The organism is Dyella halodurans, assembly GCF_026283925.1.
In the GTDB taxonomy this organism is placed as follows: Bacteria; Pseudomonadota; Gammaproteobacteria; order Xanthomonadales; family Rhodanobacteraceae; genus Dyella; species Dyella halodurans.
On the sequence record NZ_JAPDPF010000002.1, the window covers coordinates 154253 to 174849 of the forward strand.

General features: G+C 61.0%; 20 protein-coding genes and 1 tRNA gene. 16 read left to right on the plus strand and 5 right to left on the minus strand.

Annotated features, from left to right (window positions below; all coding sequences use genetic code 11):
- Positions 1 to 65 precede the first annotated feature (65 nt).
- From OUZ49_RS04475 to OUZ49_RS04500, 6 genes are all read left to right on the plus strand, one after another.
- Entirely contained in the window at positions 66 to 1403 is a 1338-nt protein-coding gene (locus OUZ49_RS04475) for a replication-associated recombination protein A (protein ID WP_266148780.1), read from the plus strand.
- Positions 1404 to 1595: 192 nt separating this feature from the next.
- On the plus strand, positions 1596 to 2225 hold the full coding sequence (locus OUZ49_RS04480; protein ID WP_266148781.1) for a 2-hydroxychromene-2-carboxylate isomerase: 630 nt from the start codon (positions 1596 to 1598) through the stop codon (positions 2223 to 2225).
- Positions 2226 to 2342: 117 nt separating this feature from the next.
- Positions 2343 to 2915, plus strand: coding sequence for a hypothetical protein (locus OUZ49_RS04485; RefSeq protein ID WP_266148782.1), 573 nt, complete (start codon positions 2343 to 2345; stop codon positions 2913 to 2915).
- A 155-nt stretch (positions 2916 to 3070) separates the two neighbouring features.
- Positions 3071 to 4351, plus strand: coding sequence for a serine--tRNA ligase (gene serS / locus OUZ49_RS04490; protein ID WP_266148783.1), 1281 nt, complete (start codon positions 3071 to 3073; stop codon positions 4349 to 4351).
- Positions 4352 to 4358: 7 nt separating this feature from the next.
- Complete coding sequence (locus tag OUZ49_RS04495) at positions 4359 to 4721, plus strand: LrgA (RefSeq protein WP_266148784.1); 363 nt, start codon at positions 4359 to 4361, stop codon at positions 4719 to 4721.
- 112 nt (positions 4722 to 4833) lie between these two features.
- A tRNA-Ser gene (locus tag OUZ49_RS04500) sits at positions 4834 to 4923 on the plus strand.
- 889 nt (positions 4924 to 5812) lie between these two features.
- On the opposite strand, the gene OUZ49_RS04505 is transcribed toward OUZ49_RS04500, so the two are convergent.
- Positions 5813 to 6769 carry an SRPBCC family protein gene (locus OUZ49_RS04505; protein WP_266148785.1) on the minus strand — a complete coding sequence of 319 codons (957 nt, stop codon included), beginning with the start codon at positions 6767 to 6769 and terminating at the stop codon, positions 5813 to 5815.
- Between the two features lie 193 nt (positions 6770 to 6962).
- Entirely contained in the window at positions 6963 to 7661 is a 699-nt protein-coding gene (locus tag OUZ49_RS04510) for a hypothetical protein (RefSeq protein WP_266148786.1), read from the minus strand.
- Positions 7662 to 8088: 427 nt separating this feature from the next.
- Between OUZ49_RS04510 and OUZ49_RS04515 the strand changes: the two genes are divergently transcribed.
- Positions 8089 to 8469: a helix-turn-helix domain-containing protein gene (locus OUZ49_RS04515; RefSeq protein WP_266148787.1), complete on the plus strand. Its 381-nt coding sequence runs from the start codon at positions 8089 to 8091 to the stop codon at positions 8467 to 8469.
- A gap of 157 nt (positions 8470 to 8626) precedes the next feature.
- Here the strand turns inward: OUZ49_RS04515 and OUZ49_RS04520 are convergent, their stop codons facing one another.
- The gene (locus tag OUZ49_RS04520; RefSeq protein ID WP_266148788.1) at positions 8627 to 9514 is read right to left on the minus strand and encodes a hypothetical protein; all 888 of its coding nucleotides are present in this window, start codon (positions 9512 to 9514) and stop codon (positions 8627 to 8629) included.
- Positions 9515 to 9771: 257 nt separating this feature from the next.
- Here OUZ49_RS04520 and OUZ49_RS04525 point away from each other — a divergent pair, with 257 nt between their 5' ends.
- The 5 genes from OUZ49_RS04525 (at position 9772) to OUZ49_RS04540 (ending at position 14418) form a co-directional block, all read left to right on the plus strand.
- On the plus strand, positions 9772 to 10077 hold the full coding sequence (locus OUZ49_RS04525; protein ID WP_266148789.1) for an autorepressor SdpR family transcription factor: 306 nt from the start codon (positions 9772 to 9774) through the stop codon (positions 10075 to 10077).
- A complete protein-coding gene (locus OUZ49_RS04530; RefSeq protein ID WP_266148790.1) occupies positions 10074 to 10499 on the plus strand; it encodes a hypothetical protein in 426 nt (141 codons plus the stop codon). The genes OUZ49_RS04525 and OUZ49_RS04530 overlap by 4 nt, the downstream gene beginning before the upstream one ends.
- A 753-nt stretch (positions 10500 to 11252) precedes the next feature.
- Complete coding sequence (locus OUZ49_RS04535; protein WP_266148791.1) at positions 11253 to 11762, plus strand: hypothetical protein; 510 nt, start codon at positions 11253 to 11255, stop codon at positions 11760 to 11762.
- 75 nt (positions 11763 to 11837) lie between these two features.
- Positions 11838 to 12251, plus strand: coding sequence for a DUF4279 domain-containing protein (locus tag OUZ49_RS20930; protein ID WP_380004078.1), 414 nt, complete (start codon positions 11838 to 11840; stop codon positions 12249 to 12251).
- Positions 12252 to 12477: 226 nt separating this feature from the next.
- Entirely contained in the window at positions 12478 to 14418 is a 1941-nt protein-coding gene (locus tag OUZ49_RS04540; RefSeq protein WP_266148792.1) for an AI-2E family transporter, read from the plus strand.
- Here the strand turns inward: OUZ49_RS04540 and OUZ49_RS04545 are convergent.
- Positions 14395 to 15087, minus strand: coding sequence for a dihydrofolate reductase family protein (locus OUZ49_RS04545; RefSeq protein ID WP_266148793.1), 693 nt, complete (start codon positions 15085 to 15087; stop codon positions 14395 to 14397). The two genes, OUZ49_RS04540 and OUZ49_RS04545, sit on opposite strands and share 24 nt — an antisense overlap.
- Positions 15088 to 15709: 622 nt before the next feature.
- Between OUZ49_RS04545 and OUZ49_RS04550 the strand changes: the two genes are divergently transcribed.
- Positions 15710 to 16060, plus strand: a complete 351-nt coding sequence (locus tag OUZ49_RS04550; RefSeq protein WP_266148794.1) for a hypothetical protein — start codon at positions 15710 to 15712, stop codon at positions 16058 to 16060.
- A gap of 529 nt (positions 16061 to 16589) precedes the next feature.
- Positions 16590 to 17237: an alpha/beta hydrolase gene (locus tag OUZ49_RS04555; RefSeq protein WP_266149380.1), complete on the plus strand. Its 648-nt coding sequence runs from the start codon at positions 16590 to 16592 to the stop codon at positions 17235 to 17237.
- A 599-nt stretch (positions 17238 to 17836) separates the two neighbouring features.
- On the opposite strand, the gene OUZ49_RS04560 is transcribed toward OUZ49_RS04555, so the two are convergent.
- On the minus strand, positions 17837 to 18997 hold the full coding sequence (locus tag OUZ49_RS04560) for an IS30 family transposase (protein ID WP_266148795.1): 1161 nt from the start codon (positions 18995 to 18997) through the stop codon (positions 17837 to 17839).
- Between the two features lie 124 nt (positions 18998 to 19121).
- Between OUZ49_RS04560 and OUZ49_RS04565 the strand changes: the two genes are divergently transcribed.
- Positions 19122 to 19445 carry a DHCW motif cupin fold protein gene (locus OUZ49_RS04565; RefSeq protein WP_266149382.1) on the plus strand — a complete coding sequence of 108 codons (324 nt, stop codon included), beginning with the start codon at positions 19122 to 19124 and terminating at the stop codon, positions 19443 to 19445.
- 326 nt (positions 19446 to 19771) lie between these two features.
- Complete coding sequence (locus tag OUZ49_RS04570) at positions 19772 to 20281, plus strand: GNAT family N-acetyltransferase (RefSeq protein ID WP_266148796.1); 510 nt, start codon at positions 19772 to 19774, stop codon at positions 20279 to 20281.
- The last annotated feature ends 316 nt before the right edge of the window (positions 20282 to 20597 follow it).

Consider the following 20597-nt stretch of genomic DNA (forward strand, 5'->3'; position numbering starts at 1 on the left):
CCGCGCGTACCTGGCCCGCGCTGTCTTTGCGGCTCGTGGCGCCTCGATGTCCTATCATTCCGGGCATGTCACGCCGCGATATGTACGACGCCCCGGGCCTGTTTGCCGAGTCCGATGATCTGAAGCCCCTGGCCGAACGCATGCGCCCGCGCACGCTCGACGAAATCGTCGGCCAGCAACGCGTGCTGGCGCCCGGCAAGGCGCTGCGGCGCGCGCTGGAAGCCGGACGCGTGCACTCCATGGTGTTGTGGGGGCCGCCAGGCTGCGGCAAGACCACGATTGCACTGCTGGTAGCGCGCTATGCGGATGCCGACTTCCGCGCGATCTCCGCCGTGCTGTCGGGCCTGCCCGATGTGCGCAAGGCGCTGGCCGAGGCGGAAGCCAATTTCGCGCAGGGGCGCCGCACCGTGTTGTTCGTGGACGAGGTACACCGCTTCAACAAGGCTCAGCAGGATGCCTTCCTGCCGCATATCGAGCGCGGTGTCATCATCTTCATTGGCGCCACCACCGAGAACCCGTCGTTCGAGCTGAACTCCGCACTGCTGTCGCGCTGCCGCGTGCATGTGCTCGAAGCGGTGACGATCGACGACATCGTCACTGCGCTCAAGCGCGCCTTGCACGACCACGAGCGCGGCCTTGGCGAGATGGCGCTGGAGGTTTCGGACGAATCGCTGCGCCTGATCGCGCACGCGGCCGACGGTGACGTGCGCCGCGGACTGACGCTGCTGGAGATCGCTGCGGAACTGGCCGAGAACCATCGCATCGACGACACCACGCTGACCCAGGTGCTGGCCGATCGCACGCGCCGTTTCGACAAGGGCGGCGAGCAGTTCTACGACCAGATCTCCGCGCTGCATAAATCCGTGCGTTCGTCCGACCCCGACGCTGCCGTGTACTGGCTGTGTCGCATGCTGGACGGTGGTGTCGACCCGCTTTATCTCGCCCGCCGCATGACCCGCATGGCAGTGGAGGATGTTGGCCTGGCCGAGCCACGCGCGTGGCGCATGGCGCTGGATGCGTGGGACACCTATGAACGCCTGGGCAGTCCGGAAGGCGAGCTGGGCCTGGCGCAGCTGGCCATCTGGCTGGCGATCGCGCCCAAGAGCAACGCGGCTTACAAGGCCTATAACGACGCACGCGCCCTTATCCGCGAAACCGGCACGCTCGACGTGCCGATGCATTTGCGCAATGCGCCAACCAAACTGATGAAGGGCCTTGGCTACGGCACCGGCTACCAGTACGACCACGATGCCGAAGGCGGTGTGGCGCTGGACCAGCAGTGTTTGCCGGACCAGCTCGACGGTACGGTGTTCTACGAACCGGTGGAGCGCGGATTGGAGTTGAAGCTGCGCGAGAAGTTGTTGAGTTTGCGTGAGGCGCGGCGTCAAGCCCGCAACAAGTGACACTCAGCTACAGTCCGCCTTGGTTTTTGCTCGTCATTCCAGCGAAAGCTGGAATCCAGTGCCTTTAGGGCACAGCAAAGTCGCTGGATCCCAGCTTCCGCTGGGATGACGATTCCGTGAGTCCATCCTTTGCCCTAGTCGGCCAGGGTCCGTATTCGCGAACGAACCCCAACAATGCTCTCGAGGTCCGCCATGCCCATCACCTGGTATTTCGACTTCATCTCCCCCTTCGCCTGGCTGCAATGGCCCAAGGTCAAGGCGCTAGCCGCGACGCATCCGGTCATCCTGCGTCCCATCCTGTTCGCCGGCGTGCTCGACCGCCGCGGCCAGAAGGGCCCGGCGGAAATCCCGGTCAAACGCGAATTCACCTATCGCCACGCCTTGTGGCGCGCCCGCCAGGCCGGTCAGTCACTGCGCTTTCCGCCTACGCATCCGTTCAATCCGCTGGCAGCGCTGCGGCTATGCATCGCTGCCGGCAGCAGCGTGGAGGCAACCGACGCGATCTTTGACTGGATCTGGGGGCGGGGCCACGCGGGCGATAGCGTCGATGCACTGGCACCGGTGGCGGCGCGCCTGGGTATTGCCGATCCGGCGACAGCTATCGCCGAGCCTGCAGTGAAGGCACAACTCAAGGCGAATTTCGATGCCGCGATGGAGGAGGGCGTGTTTGGCGTACCCACGCTCTCCCTGGACGGTCGCCTGTTCTGGGGCGACGACGCCCATGATTTCGCGCTCGCCTGCCTGCATGATCCCTCGCTATGGGACGAGCCCGAGATGCAGCGCGTGGCAAGCTTGCCGATTGGCATGGCACGTTCCGTCTGAGAGCTATGCATCCGCCATGACTCGGCCACCCTGGGTTGCCTTGCTGCGACACAGCTTGCGGCCTGTCGCACCGGGGGCATAGATTCGGCCCACCGAAGGTTTCGTGGGGAGCGGACCATGCGCGTACTCGTAGCGGCACTGCTGGGCGGCATCGTGATGTTTCTGTGGGGCGCCATCGCCCATTTGGCGCTGGGCCTGGGTAACCCCGGCATTCACCAACCGGTGAATGAGGATGTGGTGCTCAGCAGCTTGCATCAGGGGCTGGGCGCGGAACCCGGCGTGTATATCCTGCCGTCGATCGATCCCAACAAGATGGGCGACAAGGCCACCATCGCCGCGTACTCCACCAAGTCCCAGGCGTCACCCTATGCGTGGGTGGTCTATATGCCGCAGGGCGAGGATCTCTCCAATATGACCCGGCAACTGCCACGGCAGTGGGCTTCGGACACCTTGGCCGCACTGGCTCTAGCCTTTGTGATGGCACTAGGGCCGTTCGGCTTGATCAAGCGCATGTACATTGCGCTGGCCTTTGCAGTCTTTGCCTGGCTCAGCGACATGGTGCCGTACTGGAACTGGTATCGCTTTCCTTCCTCACTGACGGTAGCCGCCCTGGTCGAGCAGGTAATTGGCTGGCTGTTGGCCGGTGCAGTAATGGCCTGGTGGCTCGGGCGTCGGCGCAAGACGTTCTAGGGGGCGCGCTCGTAGCTTCCTCTCCCCTCCGGGGAGAGGAAGCTCGCACAGACGGGGTTTCGCGATGCCTCATGCGGCCCGCCGCCCCCGACATTGCGGCCATCACGGCCACCCAGCGATAATCCCGCGTTCCGAGTCATCATCCTGGATCGATCATGCTGGACCCTGCACTGCTGCGCTCGCGCCTGGCCGAAACCGCCGAGCGCCTCAAGGAAACCCGTGGTTTCACGCTCGACGTGGCCGCCATCGAGGCCTTGGAGAGTCAGCGCAAGCAGCTGTCCACCGAGACCCAGGAACTGCAGAACCTGCGCAATACGCGGTCCAAGGCCATCGGCCAGGCCAAGGGCAAAGGCGAGGACGTCGCTCCGCTGATGGCTGAAGTGGCCGGCATCGGTGACAAGCTCAAGGCCAACGAGCAAGCGCTGGCCGACGTCCAGGCCAAGCTCGCCGAGATCTCGCTCGGCCTGCCGAATATCCCGCATGCGTCCGTGCCGCTGGGCAAGGACGAAAACGACAACCAGGAAATCCTGCGCTGGGGCACGCCGCGGCAGTTCGATTTCCCGGTCAAGGATCACGTCGACCTCGGCGAGCGTCATGGCTGGCTGGACGGTGAGGCGGGCGCCAAGCTGTCCGGTTCGCGCTTCACGGTGATGCGCGGCCAGTTGGCCCGCCTGCATCGCGCACTCGCGCAGTTCATGCTCGACCTGCAGACCGGCGAGCACGGCTATCTCGAATGCAACGTGCCGGTGATCGTCAACGCCGACAGCATGCTCGGCACCGGCCAGCTGCCGAAGTTCGAGGAAGACCTGTTCGCCACCCAGGTGGGCGACAGCAAGCGTTACCTGATTCCCACCGCCGAGGTGCCGCTGACCAACTTGATGCGCGACACCATCCAGGAAGCCGATGCCCTGCCGTTGCGCATGACCGCGCACACGCTGTGCTTCCGCGCCGAGGCGGGCAGCTACGGTCGCGACGTGCGAGGCATGATCCGCCAGCACCAGTTCGAGAAGATCGAGATGGTGCAGATCGCCCGCGCCAGCGACTCCTACGCCCAGCTCGAAGAAATGGTCGGCCACGCCGAGAAAGTGCTGCAGCTGCTCGGCCTGCCGTACCGCAAGGTGCTGCTCTGCACCGGCGACATGGGCTTCGGCTCGGCCAAGACCTACGACCTGGAAGTGTGGCTGCCCAGCCAGAACACCTACCGCGAAATTTCGAGCTGCTCCAACTTCGAGGATTTCCAGGCGCGTCGCCTGCAGGCGCGCGTACGCAACCCGGAAACCGGCAAGCCCGAACTGGTGCACACGCTCAACGGCTCCGGCCTCGCCGTCGGCCGCACCCTGGTCGCCGTGATGGAGAACTATCAGAACACCGATGGCTCGATCACCGTGCCCGAGGCGTTGCGCTCGTATATGCGCGGCATGGACAAGGTTGCCTGAGATCGCCATGAGCACCCAGCGCTGGGACAAGGTCGAACTCACCGCCAGCTACACCTTGCTGACGATCCTGGCCACCGAACTGCTGACCCGCCTCGGGCTGTTCAGCATGTTCCCGCTGCCCCCGGTTGACCTGGTGCTCTCCCTCATCGCCACGGTGCTGGTCATCGGCGCGTTCTGGTTCGCCCGCACCAGCCGCAAGGCCCGCTTCTGGATCATCGGCTTCGCCAGCGCTACCCAACTGGTGCCGATGGTGGTCCGCCAGCCCATCCTGCTCTTGCCCCTGGTCGGCGCCGCCATTCCGGTCGCCATCATGCTATGGGCGATGATTGCCTTATCAAAAAAAGGGCAGGGCACCGCACCCCATTCCTGATACGATGTCGCCCCTGTAAGACGAGTGGGATACTTCAGCACGCCCACCCGTCATTCCCGCGAAAGCGGGAATCCAGCGCCTTAAATGGCACTGGCAGCGCAGCAAAAATCACGGAGAGATGGCCGAGTGGTTTAAGGCAGCAGTCTTGAAAACTGCCGTAGGTGTAAGCCTACCGTGGGTTCGAATCCCACTCTCTCCGCCAGATACGCAAAGCGCCCCCTAGTGGGGCGTTTTGCGTATCTGGCGGAGAGAGTGGTGTGGACGAGCCCACTGGTTCGACAAAATGGTCAGGAACCATTTTGGACAGCCGCAGGCTGGCCCCGTAGCGCGAGGCGCGGAGGGGTTGGGTGCATGGATGCACCCAACAATCCCACTCCCCACAAGAAACAAAAGCGCCCCCTAGTGGGGCGTTTTGCGTATCTGGCGGAGAGAGTGGTGTGGACGAGCCCACTGGTTCGACAAAATGGTCAGGAACCACAAGGACAGCCGCAGGCTGGCCCCATAGCGCGAGGCGCGGAGGGGTTGGGTGCATGGATGCACCCAACAATCCCACTCCCCACAAGAAACAAAAGCGCCCCCTAGTCGGGCGTTTTGCGTATCTGGCGAAGAGAGTGGTGTGGACGAGCCCACTGGTTCGACAAAATGGTCAGGAACCACAAGGACAGCCGCAGGCTGGCCCCGTAGCGCGAAGCGCGGAGGGGTTGGGTGCATGGATGCACCCAACAATCCCACTCCCCACAAGAAGCGAAAGCGCCCCCCTAGTGGGGCGTTTTGCGTATCTGGCGAAGAGAGTGGTGTGGACGAGCCCACTGGTTCGACAAAATGGTCAGAAACCACAAGGACAGCCGAAGGCTGGCCCCGTAGCGCGAAGCGCGGAGGGGTTGGGTGCATGGATGCACCCAACAGTCCCACTCTCTTCGCCAGAAACGAAATCGCCCCTCGCTGGGGGCGTTTTCGTTTCTGAGGACGATCGGCTCTTGGGCAAGGTGCGATCCGACTCTAGTTTTGTTTGGCGGATCATCCGGCTTTGCACATCAATCAGCGTGGGACATGGATGGGGTTTAACTGTCTACGTCCCGTTTTCTCGATCATCAGCCCATGTAGTTGTGCAGCCAGATGCCCTTCAAATACTTGAGTGCCTGCATGTAGACGTTGTCGTTGTTGTTGTGTTGCACGCAGATGGGGAAGATCCATACCGAGTTGGAACCCTGGGCGACAACCGAGGCGTGCTGCCCGGCGATGACGTGGCCGCCTACCAAACTATTCCCACAGCCGAAACCGTTGGACTGGTAGGACGTGCAGATGACGGGATAGGTGTTGAACTGGTTGGCCCACAGCTGTATCCAGGTCAGTCCGGCGATCTTCGGATCATTGGTGCTGCCAATGACGTTCGCGAAGGCCTCTCCATAGTTGAGCGTGACCTCGCCACCAAAGACCGAATCCACGGTAAAGACTTGCTCTCCGGGCCCATACTGGCGACCCGCTTGGTGGAGACCCTGAAATTGGCCGTCCCGGTAGACGGTGAGGAACTTTTGATGCTCCTCCGCGGACATCTCGGGTGGGTGCTTGCGAACCTGCACGATCAGATGAGGCTGCTCCTGCAACGCCTCGATCACCCGATCATTGACGGTCCTCACGATGCCCTTGAAAACGTCTCTAAGCCCTGGCGTCAACGGTGTGACGTAATTCCAGCGGGGGTTGGACGTCAGGTCGTCAGCGACGAAGCCCCCTCCAGTGACCCGTTGGCGGCAGAATTCCGACGTTCCCTCCGGCACCGTGGTCAGGCACATGGAGCGGGCCGAGTCGAAGTCGGTACCATTGACGGTGACGACATGCCTGTCGGGCTCGTAGGTGTATTCGAAACTGAACTTCCCCAGCAGTCGCCGACCTTCCACGCGGTCGACGACGCCGAGATCGACGTACTCCGACTGGGCCACGTGCGTGCCTTCCTTCAAATGGAAGTCCACCTTGTGTTCGCGATCATGCAAGCTGACAAACGCGTTCTGGTAAGCGATCGGTAATGAGAAACGCACCTGGATATCCAACATAAGACTTCCCTCGCGTCATGCCGGGAACCTGGTGGTGTGCCGAACCGACGGATCCCCGAGGGTACGTATCGGATCGCGTCACGCCGGCGGTTTCACGGCGAAACCAAGCTCGGCCGTGGCGACATGGCCGCGCACGGCGAATGGATGCGTCCGCCGGTACAGTCACAAGCGGACGCACAAAGCCCGGACGGGACTACTTAGGCGCGACGTAGTTGTAGTTGACCACCGTGTACGAGTAGTCGTACGACTGATGCTCGACGCTGCCGCAAGGCACACTGACGAACCAGGTGCTTACTTCGGACGTCGAATAGACGTACTGGAAGGATGTAACAACCACGTTAAGCACCGGCATCACGGAGATCATGCCGATGATGGTTCCGAAGTTCTCAGTCACCGTGCTCTGTTTGGTCTGGGCCTGGACGTCGCCCATTTCCGTGGTGAGGTAGGTCAACATCGGCGCCACATCACCGCTCAGGCCTCCCAGGACGGCGGCAAAAAACTCCCCGTTGATGCTGGCCGCGGTCCCTGACCCTTGTTGCGTGTTCTGGTCGGCGGTGGTTTCTGCCATGCCATCGATAGAGTTCATCGCCGTCGTCATGGCGGCCTGGTCCAGGAGATACAGGCCATTCACTACTTCCTGGCCACTCGTGTTCTTGACCGCCGCCTTGATCGCCGAGGACATCCCCAAGGCGGTTTCGAAGGCCTTCGTGACGTCGGCCACGACGTCCTTCGGCCAATCGTTTTCGATGTATGCAAACAGGAAGTCCGAACTCGGTGCGTGCAGCCACTTGCCTTGATCGGTCATGGTCACGAGGTAGCTTGGATGGCGCCTGCGCGGCAGGGCAAGAGCGCGACGAAGTTGACGACGCACCAGAACGCTTTCATTGCTCATGAATCCTCCTATGGCCGATGGCACGAGCGAAGTCGCCACGAGATCACTGCCACTGGAAAGCTGGGGCAGCTCACCATGCAATTTTCGAATCGCTGTCGGCACGAACGTTGGGATGGGTAAGACGACTGGGCGGATTCGCTGCAGCGCGAGCTGCTGAACCCGTGAAGATGATCTGCAGATTCATGGTTCGACCTCCCGGAGCCATGCGGACAAGCCCCTCGAACCACGCAATGAGCGTGCGCCGGTGTCGATAACGAACTCAAGCGCGAGACCTTGCGTGCGACTCAAAGTACTTGCGCCCCGTGCACGATTCGTGAGCGTGCTGATCTATTCCAGTTGGCCAGTACGACCCTCCAAAAGTAGAGCTCGCCGTTGGTGGGTGCGCACGATGTGGTCTCATGTCCGATCGGTACCGAGAGGAACTCGCATGACCGACACACGAGCGAAGCGACTGCGGTCCGCCATGAATAGACGCGGACTGACGAAGCTGAGTGCAATGGCGGCCACGATGGGGGTGACCGAAAGCGCGGTGAGCCGCTGGCGCCATGGTGGCAAGATGACCGTGGACAACGTGACGGTCCTATGCGACGTGCTGGATATCTCCATGGACTGGCTGTTGCTCGGGCGGGGAGATATGGAGCAGCACAAGCCTTCCACCCAGCAGATCCACCCACACATCGCTCGCGCAGTCGCTCGCTTGAAGCCCCACGCTCGTGAACATCTGTCGAAGTTCCTCCGGTCGATTCAGGACGAGCCGATCCAGGACGATCCGATCCGGGACGACCCGATCCGAGATGACTCGGGGTGATAGGGACGCAGGTGGGACTGGGGAGGTCTTTGCCGCGTTGCCGCACCTTTTTGCGAGATCGAGGACGCCATCGAAGTGCTGATGACCAAGGTCTTCATCAGGCAACCACCTCGTCGTCTCGAATCGTTCCCGACACCTTTTTCGACACGGTCTCGAATTAGTGATGCGCCGCAGGCTTGGGCGCTATCGCAAGACCAATCACCCAGCCCACGTAAAAGCGGATATCGATCGTGTACTCACTCCATGAGTAGATGACCAAGGGTTTGGACGAAAGCAGCAGTACCAGCTGCAGTAGCCCCGTCGAAGCGAGCCATATCAAGGCGATCACGGTCGTCAATTTCACGCACCGCGAAAGATTCCATGGCTCCCTGGACTTTTGCTTGATGAGAAAGCCAGCGAGAAGAATGCACGTACAGGGCACGCTCGTCGTGAATATGTCGTTCCAATCCCACTCAAATATGACGCCAATGAGCGGGATGGTGAGTAGGGCGGCGAGTAGTGCAGGGAGGCTTAGCCATCGCGTTTTGTGCGCGCATAGCCATGCCACCGTCACCATGAACGGAATGCATGACCACTGCAGCACCTCCTCGATCGCTGAGGCGAGGCTGTCCTTTCCTTGATCATGCGCATTGGCGGCCGAAACGTAGCTGGTGATGGCTTCGTGCACGAGAACGGCCAGCACCGCAAAGCTGAAAGCGGCGAGCGTCGCGTGCGTCGTGGTTCGATGCCGGTGCGCGAGATCGAGCCGCATGAATCGTAGCCGCTCGGTCAGAGGTTCTACGAAGAACGCCACGATCGCACCGACGAACAGCACGGACCCGGCGGCGGTCCAGCTGAAATGGTGGACGACCGTGAGTAAGCCTTGCCAGATCAGTTCCGGGGATGCAGAGCAGATGGCCACCCAGGTCGCAAAGAAGAATACGTTGATGGCGTCGACGAAGGAGGAATGCCCGCTTGAGAGATCGTGCGATTCTGCAGGGCCGGCCTGAGCTTGCCGTTCGCTCTGCTCTGAGGCAGCGCCAGCTTCATCAGATGGAAGTTTCATCGTCGCCCTCGTCTTCGAGTAGCGCTCCAGGGCCAGACGGCCATCGTAACTGAATCGAGTAGGGCTACCGAAGCAGACGTGGTGAGGGGCCGAGTGAGTCACCCCTGATTTGGCGAAGATGTAATGCCTAGCGTCCTTCGGTACATGCTTCCGGCGTACCGAGTAAGGAGTGGGGAATAGAGGGCGGCGTGGGCCGCCCCGTCCCGCCTTCCAGGTTCCACTTGACATTTATTTAGATATTTAGCTAAATAGCGACAATGAACGCCGTCTTCAAAGCCTTGGCTGACCCGACCCGCCGCAAGGTGCTGGAGTTGCTGCGCCAGGGGCCGATGACCGCTGGGGACCTGTCGGACCAATTCCCGGTGTCGCGGCCGACCATGTCGGCGCATTTTGCGGTGCTGCGCGAGGCTGACCTGATCGAGGCCAACAAGATCGGCACGAGCATCCTCTATCAGTTGAAGTTGTCGGTGCTGGAAGACGCACTACTGAGCTTCACCCAGCTGTTCGGTATTGGCGCTGGCGAGGCCCAGCGCAAACCCACCCGTAAAGGAGCCGACAAATGAGCGCGAACCCCCATCTTCTCCGCGCGAAACAAGAAATTCTCTTCGGCCTAAAGTTGGCCGCCGCGATGATTGGCGGCGCCCTGTTGCTCACGCTGGCCCGCAAGCTCGGATGGGTCGACGGTGAGCAGGTCGGGCGCGGGCAAAACGTGATCATCGGTCTCGCCTTGGCGGCCTTCTGCAACCTCATGCCAAAGCGGCTGAACGCATCGCCTCAGTCCGTCCGCTGTGTGACGCTGGCGCAGTCGATAGCGCGCGTCGGCGGTTGGGCCATGACGCTGGCGTTCCTGGTATGGACCGCGCTATGGGCATTCGCGCCGCTGCCGCTGGCCAGGCCCGGCGCGGTGGCCGCTATCGGCGCTGGCGTCGCGGTCATGCTGGGCTACGCAGTGTGGAAGGTGGCAAGGTCCACTTCGGGTCGGTAGCGAACCTTGTGACCACGTCGGTCTTTCGGCAAGCTGGGGAGGTCCGTTTCCGACCGCAAGCGGACCTGAGGGTAGCCTTGGATGGGGCTCAAAGTCTTGAATTTCTGCGAAAGGCAGCCGCGGGCTCGTTCGTGGATGTTGTTCGCCACCGAGGGTCATATGAGAAGCAAGATTGCCCGCCAGGTCTTAGTGGTGTTGAGTCTTTGCATGTTTCTAGTTTCGATGCCTCTTCAGACCATGGGTATTGGATCGCCTGGCTGGGGCGTGTTCCTTTTGGGTTGGGCAGGGCCGGCAACCATCCTAGAAGTGGGGCCCTTTGTCGCGTTTGGCTGGTTCGCTAATCCCCTCCTATTTGCTGCATGGGCGGCTACCCTGGCGGGTGAAAGAAGACCGGCGCTGGCATACGCCGGTGCTGGTCTTGTTCTGGGTACTCTTGTTCTTCTGGGCCAGCGGGTGGTCTTAAATCCGGATTCAGACGCAGGCACTAGTCCTTTGGAGCACGGCCCGGGATTTTGGACTTGGCTTGTCGCGCTCATGCTTGGTGTCATCGGAGCGGCACTCGTACGTCGGAAGGGTTAGCTGCGTACGCTAGTGTTCACGGGAAGCACTGTCCGCTCCCGCCTGCGGATTCAGCCGGTCGTTGCAACACTCCTGCTGTTCGCACAGTCTTCAGTGTGTTGCATCGACTGGCTGAAACCACAACCCCAAGCGGACCTTAAGCAGGAGCGGGAAAATGGCAACAAGGACGCATTGATGAAGCTCATGGCTTTGCTACTAACCGCCACTCTATTGATGCCAGCGGGCCCCGCCCTGACTAGAGACCTGTCAGCCAACGAAGTCCTCGCGCACATTCGGAAGGTGGGGGAGAGGCGGGCGCTCGCCGACTACTTCGAATCGCATGACTGGTCTAACTTGACACGTGGAATAGGCTCAGGCGAACCGGAATGGCTTGGGGTCTATCAAGCGCTGCGGCCTGTTTCCGATGGCGAATCAGGCGAAGATCTCGGAGAGGCGATCTTCGATGCGCTGCCAAAATATCCATTCCGCGTCTTGCCGATCCTGGAAGTGGAGACTCACGTCACTGTTCAGGAGCTTTGTACGTTTAGCTTCGAATCCAAATATCCTGACGATGGTGTAGAGAGCTATCTCACTCGCCTGGACGGGGCACTGGCGCTCGCGGCAGGCGAGAATGAGCGACGAATGGCAAGTCAGTGTCGACTTGGAATCCAAGCAACAAAAGAATCCATCAAACATGGATCCTAGTGTCGGCTCCCGACCCGAAGCAGACCCAATCGGGAGCTCACTGCGAGAGGTACTTTGCACTTGGTTCAAAAGGCCATGCACACATACTCTGTACAACTCAGGATCAGTGGGGCAGGACTCTGCCCCGACGAGATCACCGATCGAATCGGCCTTGAACCTAACCAAGTGAGACGAAAGGGGCAGCCGAGAAACACAAAAGAGCTATGGTCCGAATCGATGTGGTCATACGATGGCTCTGCTGACGGCTCGATAAGGGAGTGGAGCAGCCTAGAGGAAGGGCTGTCATCGGTCATGGATGCCCTTTGGCCCAAACGCGCGTCAATCGGTGCATATGCACGCCACTTCCATGTTGTTTGGTGGTGTGGCCACTTCCAGTCCAGCTTTGACGGCGGCCCGACCTTCTCTGTTGCGCTACTACAGAGGCTGGCTGAATTTGGCGTTCCTCTATATCTCGACAACTATTTTTCGGATGCGGACGAAACCGAATAACGTGTCAACACGAGGTCCGCTCCCGACCCAAAGCCGACACGACAAATTTAGATCGCATCACGTCCAGGGATCCGACGTCCCCCCACTGCAAGTTACGCGATGTTTCAGAGTGCGGCGGTGAAACTGCGCTGGCGACGTCGGCTACCCCATCAAGCTATGCTCTAGCCTGCCTAAGGACAGCATCACGGTCCGACGCCGGATCAACCGAGAGAGGCTGGAGGGTTTCATGGCTTCTGAATCACAAGTGGCGCCACCTGCCTCACCCAGCCAGCGCGCGATCACCATCATCGCTTCGGCCACGATATTGGCCTTGCTCTATTTTGGCCGGGAAGTGCTGGTGCCGATTGCGTTGGCGCTGTTCCTTAGCCTGCTGATGGATCCGTGGGTGCGGCTGTATCGGCGTCTGGGCATGGGACACGGCCTGTCGGTGTTCATTGCCGTGCTCGCCCTGGTGGTGATCGTTACCGGCCTGACGACGGTGATCGGCTCCCAGGTGGTGCACATGGCCCGCAGTCTGCCGCAGTACCAGGCGACCATCCACTCGAAGGCGCAGACGCTGCGCGCCATGACGGTCGGTCGCATGGAGGCGGTGCAGGGCGAGTTCGGCAAGGTGATCAACCTGCCCGAAGCGCGCAACGCCTATCCGCCGCTGACATCGCCCACTGCGCCTTCGTATCTGGCACCCACGGCGCCAAGTGCCGAGCCGGTGCAGGCACCAACGCCCAACACGCCTACGGCGGTAATTACGCGCATTCTCTCCACGGTATGGATTCCACTGCAGACCGCCGGCATCGTGCTGGTCGTGCTGGTGTTTGTGTTGCTGGAACACGAGTCTTTGCGCGATCGCTTTATTCGCCTGGTCGGTGGCGCGGATCTGCGCGCGAGTACCGCCGCCATCAATGACGCGGGCGAGCGGCTGTCGCGATTCTTCGTCTCTACGTTCTCGGTCAATTTCGGCGTGGGCGCGGCCATATGGCTGGGGCTTTCACTAATGGGGTTGCCCGGTGCACCGCTCTGGGGCGTGCTCACTGCGGTACTGCGGTTCGTGCCTTATGTGGGCGTATGGATGGTTGCGGTGCTCGCGGCGGTATTCGCAGCTGCGGTGGTTCCGGGCTGGTCGCTGCTGCTGATGACGCTGGCGTTGTTCCTGGTGGTCGAGCTCGTGGTGTCCCAGTTGGTCGAGCCGCTGCTCTACGGGCATACCACTGGCCTGTCGCCACTGGCTATCGTGGTGGCGGCGATCTTCTGGAGCTGGCTGTGGGGGCCGGTCGGGCTGATCATGTCCACGCCATTGACGCTCTGTCTGGTGGTGGCCGGACGTCACATCAAGGCGCTGGATCTGCTTAGCATCCTGCTGGGCGACGCGCCCGCGTTGACGATGCCGCAGCGGCTTTATCAGCGCGCGCTTTCCGGCGACTCACAGGAAATCATTGCGGAAGCCCGCGAGTTTCTGAAGCGCAAGTCGTTTGCGGCTTATTGCGATGCCGTGCTGTTGCCGGCAATGCAGCTTGCGCGCATCGACCTGACGCGCGGGGCAATCAATCGCGAGCAGCAAGAGGGTGTACGACATGTCATCGTGACGGTGGTCGAGACCCTGGGGGGCGAGGCGCGACGGTGGTCGAGCCGGCGTCGTCCCAGCTCGGTGCTCGATGATGTAAGCATTGGTCGTCGCCTGCGACAGCAGCGGGAAAATATCAGCGGACGCTGGCAGGGGCCGCTGTCGGTGGCGCCGGAGTCCGTGGTGCTTTGCGTGGGCCTGGGATCCATGGCCGACGATCTGGCCACGGAGATACTTACGCGCATCCTGCGCAATCTTCATATTGATGCACGCCATCTGTCGACGGAGGATTTCATTGCCTTCGAAGCCGAATTGCATCCGGAGCTGACGCCCAATGCGGTCTCCATGGTCTATATCGTCAGCGCCGATCCGGCCCGTGCAGCGCAAGGCGATGCACTGGCCGGTGACATGCGCGTGCGCTTCCCCCATGCCTGCATCGTGGCGGTGCTGCTGCCGGAATTGCTGAGCCCGCGCGAGGAACTGGCGCCTGTTGGTGCGGATGTCAACGAAGTCGTGGAGTCACTGGAAGCGGCTGCCCTGCAAGCGATCGCCAGGTTCCCCAAGGTGGGCGAAGACACGGCGCCTTCAGCGCGCCGCTCTCGGGGCTGATGCCTCTTCCTGCGCCCATGCCGCGCGCCGATTTAGCTCCGCGGCGCTCGGTTCCTTGGTCTCGAACGAGCCGGTTGGCACCTCGCCGGCTGGTTCATAAGTTGCGAACACCACACCGCTATTGGACACGAAATGCTCGACCAGCTTGAGTGCGCCCGGCTTCTGCGAGCCGTCGAAGACGCGCCTGCCTTGGCCAAGCAGGACCGGGAAGGTCATCAGGATCAGCCGGTCGATCAGACCCGCGGCAAGCAACGGTCCATAGAGGGAGCTGCTGCCCTGGATCAGCAGGTCACGGCCCTCGCTCTGCTTGACCGCGGCAACCGCTTCGGCGGTGTCGCCGCATAGCTTGTGGCTACCTTCCCAGGTTAGCGGCTCGTCGGCATGCGTGAGCACATATTTGTTGATGCGCTGGAATTTCACGCCGATCGCATGATCCTGGTTATACGGCCAGTAGGCGGCGAAAATATCGTAGGTGCGCTTGCCGAGCAGCAGGTCAAATTCCGGTTCGTCGAAAATCCTGGCAGTCGGCGCCTGCATGCTCTCGTCCCAGAACGGCGCGGTCCAGCCGCCGAAACGAAAGCCGCCAGACCGATCCTCCTCGGGAGCACCGGGCGCCTGGATGACGCCATCCAGCGACTGAAAGAAGGCGCCCGTCAGCTTGCGCTTCATCACGATGGTGTTGTCAGCCATGCTTGCTCTCCTTCGGGTCGAATCGCGGGTGCGCTGGCGACGTCGTCCCACGGCCTTCGTGGGCTAAGTGGCGCGCTCTCAAACCAGCATCAGAAGCGCGATCGTAACGCTACGAATGCGGTCGCCGCGTCATGGGCAGGGCCGCTAACCACGTCTGCTTGGCTGGATCGGTGACCGGCTGCAGGGCAGGGGCCAAAAACGACCGGAGTCGCTTGGCCGGCCGAGTCTGTCGCCCTCGCGGTGCATCGCGTGGACGGTATGAGGTAGCTCCCTGCGCAAATTGTTCCAGCCCCTGAGTAGGGCCCGCAGGAGCCAGGCGGTATCGCCTATCGTTTGCAAATAGCCGACGTCAATAACAGCTAAACCCCACACGCAAGCTCGCTGCTTCGCCACACAAAACACCGCGCTTCTCAAGCGATGCGCGGGCTTTCTCCCGGCGGACACGGCTTGCGTGGCATGCGAAGGTCCGCGAGTCGGCGGATGCGATGCATCCAGTCTTTCCGCCGACACGTTGCTTCATCGCAAGGGAAATAGCGCGGGCCGAAAGGGCAGCAACCCAGACGACCCGCTGACCACAACCAACTTACACTAGGAGTTGATCATGGCTACGATCGATCATACGGCAGCCACCGGTTCTTCCGCTTCCAACGGCGTCACACGTCCGACAAATCCACTTGGCCGTCCGTTCTGGACACTGTCGCTCGCCAAGGATGCCGACAAGTTCCGCTCCGCTCGTATCACCGGCTTGTGCATGGGCATTCAGGCGGTGACACGCATCCTGGCCAACAGCGACACCTTTCGCGTGATCCAGTCGAAATGCGATCAAATGGAGCCAGGCAGCTGGCCCCTGGACAGCGAGATCACCGAGGGCATGTTCGCCGCGCTCTACTTCCTCAGCGAACAGGCGGAATTCGCCTGCAAGTCGTCCCTGGACGAACTGGGCTTCGAATAAGACCGGGTGTTCGCATAGCGGGAGCGACTTTCGCTGGCGCGGTGACGGGCACTGAACGAGGGACAAAGGTGACATGGATCACAAGCTGCGCTTCCCGCTTTTGTAGGAGCGCCGCTTGTGCACCAAGAATCCACCCGCAAACGGCATCGCGTGGTCATGGCACTGAGGCCGGCCGGCGGCTGGTCGCGCATTGGGTGCGCTCCTACAAGGGGGGGCGGGACCGCGGATGCCAGTCAGGCTGAACATCAGGTCCGGAGAGCGCTGATCATCTGGCCGATGCTGACGAGGGGCGGGTAGGGTGCTGCTGCCAGACACTACCGGTCATCGACTGAAAGGACTCGCTTGCGACCCGAATCAAACATGAAAAGGCCAGCTTTCGAAGGTGGAGACTGACTAAGATGTCTGTAGGCGCAGTCGTTTAGACGGCAGATGTCGCCAGACTGCTTCGCGGCAAATGCCATGGCGGAGGTCCACTTTAGGGGGAGTAACGATGCTGAAGAGGCGAAGCGCAGGCTGGCTTCTTCTGTCAATGTTGATCGCGTTTCTTGGGCTTGTTGGCTTATGGGCTGCCGGGTCGTTTCTGGTTCGCCCGATCCAGGGCTCTATAGGGGCGCCGCCTCCTGACCTTCCTGCTCGGGCCGTCGCCTTTGCTGGAGCGAGCGGCGAGCCCATTCATGGCTGGCTTGTATCCGGGACGGAAGGGCAAGGTGCGGTTTTACTTCTACATGGTGTTCGCGCTGACCGGCGAGCCATGATCGACCGCGCACGCTTCCTGCATGCGGCCGGCTATGCAGTGCTGTTGATTGACTTCCAAGCCGCAGGCGAGAGCCCCGGCAAAGCCATTACATTCGGCTTGCGCGAAGCGAACGACGTAAAGACATCGCTGCGATACATCCATCAACAGCTTCCAGGCGAGCGCGTGGGCATCATCGGCACGTCCATGGGTGGGGCCGCCACCGTTCTGGCCGAGCCTGACGTACAGGCTGATGCTGTGGTACTGGAACAGGTCTATCCGACCATCAAACAAGCGACGGAGGACAGGCTTGCCATCCACATGGGACCCATGGGGCGCTGGCTGGCCCCCGTACTGCTGACAACTCTACACGCTCATCTCGACATTTCTCCCGATCAATTGCGCCCGATTGACCAAATTGGGCGCTGTCGATGCCCAAACTAATGATCGTGGGTGATCGCGATCGGGACACCACAATTGCCGAATCATATGCAATGTTTCGCGCGGCGACGGGACCTAAGGATCTATGGGTGGTACGAGGCGCAAGTCACGTTGACCTGTGCAGATACGCAGGGATCGACTATCAGGTGAGGGTGCTTAGCTTTTTCGATGTCTGGCTTCGAGGGACGCCGCCGCGATAGGATCCGCTCAGATTTTCGGACCAGCTAACGGGGAGCTCGCGGCCAGCCCGTAGCGGACGTCGCGCGGGGACAACAATTGGAGAATGCCTTGGTTTTATTCGCGCTCACGAGACACGGATTGTCAGAGGCTATCGATCTCACGCGGGGTAGCAACTCGGCGATCTGGGTGAATCATGGTCTATTGGATGTAGCGAATGTGGACGAGTTACGTGCAGAAGGCTTTGATCTGACGAACTTCGTCCACTGGATTGATCCTGTTGACGAAAGGGCAGTTCAAGATGCAGCAGCAACCATTCGGGAGCATCACCCCGATCAAGTCCTCTACATTGAGCGAAGTTAGCTTTTAGGTTCGCTTCCGACCCAAGGCGGCCATATCCATTGGGTCCGCTTCCGCATGCGGATTCAACCGGTCGTTGCAACAGTTTGATGAAATCGCTCGGCCGGCGTCTCGAAGTTTAGAGTCTTTCTTGGACGTCCGTTCAACTCGCGCGCTACAGCGTTGAGCTTTGCCTGCGAGTGCACGGACAAGTCGGTGCCCTTGGGGAAATACTGCCTCAGCAAGCCGTTGGTGTTCTCGTTCGACCCTCGCTGCCACGGATGCTGGGGATCACAGAAGTAGACTTGGATATCGGTCGCCAGCGTAAAGCGTTTGTGGTCGGCCATTTCGCTACCGCGATCCCAGGTCAGCGAGCGATAGAGTTCCTTGGGCAACGTGCGCGCATGTTTGATCAACGCATCGACAACCGTCTCGGTGTCTTTCCGGGCGACTTGGATCAGCATGACAAAGCGCGTGTACCGCTCAACGAGGGTGACGATCTGGCTGTTGCCGCTGCCGCAGAGCAGGTCGCCTTCCCAATGACCGGGTACGGCCCGGTCCTCCACGCTGGCCGGGCGCTCGCTGATGGAGACCGTGTCGCGTAGCCGGCCGTGGTTTGCCGTCTTCTGCGTGTGCTGACGCGACCGGCGCATCGTTCGAGTGCGTCGCAAGTGGGCCAATAGTTCTTTTTTTAAGGCACCGCGGGCCTGGACGTAGAGGGTGCGATAGATGGTCTCGTGTGACACCTGGCGGTCCTCGTTGCCCGGGTAGGTGTGCTTAAGCCAACCGGCAATCTGCTCCGGCGCCCATCGCCCTTGCAGCTTCTTTCCCACGTAGTTGGCGAGCACCCTGTGCTTGGCCAGCTTGCAGACCTTGGGGCGACGGGCGCGATCCCAGGCTTGCTGATCGGCCCGGTTGGCTCGGTAATCGTCCCGACCGCCGCTACGCTGGATCTCGCGACTAATGGTCGACGGTGCTCGCCGCAGTTGCAAGGCGATGGCGCGGATCGAACGGCCCGCGACCAGGGCTCGGGAGATCTCTTCGCGCTCGGCTAGGGTCAACGCGCGCTCGGCGCGGCGACGAGGCATCGGTCGTATGCCACCGGTCTCAGCGAGTATCCGACGCACCGACGAGTGGTGCCGATCGAACAGCTTGGCGATCTCGTGCAACGACTCCCCAAGCTGCCAGCGGTCCCACATCACCGCCTTCTGAGTCACTGTGTAATGGATCCGTGGTCGTTGAGCCATTGCCACACACCTCCTGCTGCCGCAGTCTAGGGGTGTTGCAACGACCGGTTGAATCCGCACACCATTGCGGACGTTGCGTCACTACATATCTGCTTCGTTACCCGGCAAGGAGTCGCCCGTGAAAATGTCAGACATCCCATTTGGTACAACAGATTGGTCATCCGTGGACCCAACGGAGCACGCGGGCGAGTCTGGTTTCGCCTATTGGCGTACCAGGAACTTCGGAAGTTTGCGGGTTCGGATGATTGAGTACACACCGGGCTATCTTGCGGATCATTGGTGCCTCAAAGGGCACATCCTCCTTTGCATGGAAGGCGAGCTCCATACTGAGCTCAACGACGGTCGCCAATTCACGCTGAAGCCCGGCATGAGCTATCAAGTCGGTGATGACGCGGAAGCGCACCGGTCCTATACCGATATAGGTGCCAAGCTGTTCGTTGTTGACTGAGCTGCAGCGAGTCGATTGCGCCTTGATCCTGACGACTGGAAGGGCGCATGAAGAAGGCTGCCAGGAATCTTGTGAAGGCTGATGTTCGCGTCCGACTGCGGATTCAGCCGGTCGTTGCTTCTCGAAAAGCTTGGCAATCTGGTGAAGTGACTCACCACGTTGCCAACGGTCCCATATCAGCCCAATCGGAGTGTCGGTGTAATGAGTCGGAGGCCGTTGGAACATCTTGCAGCACTCTTGCTGCTCGCGCAGTCTTCGGTGTGTTGCAACGACCGGCTGAATCCGCAAGCCCAAGCGGGCATCGCCAACGCAGAGAGAGTCTGAGGGTGAAGCGCTCCGAGATCCACAGCGGTAGCCTGCGTATAAGAAAGGCGAACCTCGACGACGCTCCGGGGATTTTCGCGCTTCGACGCGAGGCCATTCTTGCGCAATGTCGCGGTCACTATCCGCCGCGTGACTTGGAGATATGGACATCCGGGGCCATGTCGGAGGCGTTTGCCCGACGCGTCGAAGAGCTGTTCTACGTTGTCGACGTGGATGCACGTATGGCGGGTTGCGGGATGATCGATCTTTCAACGGGCAAGATTGACGCGGTCTTTGTGCGGCCCGAGTACATGAGGCGCGGCGTGGGACGGGCGATCATGGACCACCTGGAACACCTCGCTCTGCGTGCCGGCCTTGCCAAGCTCCATCTGGAGGCTACGTTGAACGCCGCGCCGTTCTATCTTGCTTTGGGGTTCCAGCCCGAAGGCGACAAGCTCTACCGATCGTCCCTGGGTGTAAGCCTGGCATGCGTATCGATGAGCAAGCCGCTACGAAAAGGCTGGGAAGGGTAAGTGCCCTGCGGTGTGCGGTCAGGCGGGTTTTTCAAAGTATGCCAAAGCGACTTTTATCTCCATTCGCGTTTGGACACCTGTTGGCATTTCGCACGAGAAGGCCTTTTAGTTCGATCCCTGGGGGCGCTTCACCCATGGACATGGATTCCGCTTCCGATCCGCAGCGGACATGACGTGAGCCGTCCAAACGGCCAGTTACGTCAGCCAAGTAAGCGACTTGAAAGCCGGCGAGCGTATCGTTTCCGCAATTAGATGAAGCGCGGCAGCGGCACGGGGGTGCTTATGCGTGCTCGATGGCTAATAGCTCTCATTCTCG

What these genes read in the sequence shown, in the direction of transcription:
- OUZ49_RS04475 (WP_266148780.1), top strand. Translation starts at nt 66, where the DNA reads ATGTCACGCCGCGATATGTACGACGCCCCGGGCCTGTTTGCCGAGTCC.
- OUZ49_RS04480 (WP_266148781.1), top strand. Translation starts at nt 1,596, where the DNA reads ATGCCCATCACCTGGTATTTCGACTTCATCTCCCCCTTCGCCTGGCTG.
- OUZ49_RS04485 (WP_266148782.1), top strand. Translation starts at nt 2,343, where the DNA reads ATGCGCGTACTCGTAGCGGCACTGCTGGGCGGCATCGTGATGTTTCTG.
- serS (WP_266148783.1), top strand. Translation starts at nt 3,071, where the DNA reads ATGCTGGACCCTGCACTGCTGCGCTCGCGCCTGGCCGAAACCGCCGAG.
- OUZ49_RS04495 (WP_266148784.1), top strand. Translation starts at nt 4,359, where the DNA reads ATGAGCACCCAGCGCTGGGACAAGGTCGAACTCACCGCCAGCTACACC.
- OUZ49_RS04505 (WP_266148785.1), bottom strand. Translation starts at nt 6,769, where the DNA reads ATGTTGGATATCCAGGTGCGTTTCTCATTACCGATCGCTTACCAGAAC.
- OUZ49_RS04510 (WP_266148786.1), bottom strand. Translation starts at nt 7,661, where the DNA reads ATGAGCAATGAAAGCGTTCTGGTGCGTCGTCAACTTCGTCGCGCTCTT.
- OUZ49_RS04515 (WP_266148787.1), top strand. Translation starts at nt 8,089, where the DNA reads ATGACCGACACACGAGCGAAGCGACTGCGGTCCGCCATGAATAGACGC.
- OUZ49_RS04520 (WP_266148788.1), bottom strand. Translation starts at nt 9,514, where the DNA reads ATGAAACTTCCATCTGATGAAGCTGGCGCTGCCTCAGAGCAGAGCGAA.
- OUZ49_RS04525 (WP_266148789.1), top strand. Translation starts at nt 9,772, where the DNA reads ATGAACGCCGTCTTCAAAGCCTTGGCTGACCCGACCCGCCGCAAGGTG.
- OUZ49_RS04530 (WP_266148790.1), top strand. Translation starts at nt 10,074, where the DNA reads ATGAGCGCGAACCCCCATCTTCTCCGCGCGAAACAAGAAATTCTCTTC.
- OUZ49_RS04535 (WP_266148791.1), top strand. Translation starts at nt 11,253, where the DNA reads ATGAAGCTCATGGCTTTGCTACTAACCGCCACTCTATTGATGCCAGCG.
- OUZ49_RS20930 (WP_380004078.1), top strand. Translation starts at nt 11,838, where the DNA reads ATGCACACATACTCTGTACAACTCAGGATCAGTGGGGCAGGACTCTGC.
- OUZ49_RS04540 (WP_266148792.1), top strand. Translation starts at nt 12,478, where the DNA reads ATGGCTTCTGAATCACAAGTGGCGCCACCTGCCTCACCCAGCCAGCGC.
- OUZ49_RS04545 (WP_266148793.1), bottom strand. Translation starts at nt 15,087, where the DNA reads ATGAAGCGCAAGCTGACGGGCGCCTTCTTTCAGTCGCTGGATGGCGTC.
- OUZ49_RS04550 (WP_266148794.1), top strand. Translation starts at nt 15,710, where the DNA reads ATGGCTACGATCGATCATACGGCAGCCACCGGTTCTTCCGCTTCCAAC.
- OUZ49_RS04555 (WP_266149380.1), top strand. Translation starts at nt 16,590, where the DNA reads ATGTTGATCGCGTTTCTTGGGCTTGTTGGCTTATGGGCTGCCGGGTCG.
- OUZ49_RS04560 (WP_266148795.1), bottom strand. Translation starts at nt 18,997, where the DNA reads ATGGCTCAACGACCACGGATCCATTACACAGTGACTCAGAAGGCGGTG.
- OUZ49_RS04565 (WP_266149382.1), top strand. Translation starts at nt 19,122, where the DNA reads ATGTCAGACATCCCATTTGGTACAACAGATTGGTCATCCGTGGACCCA.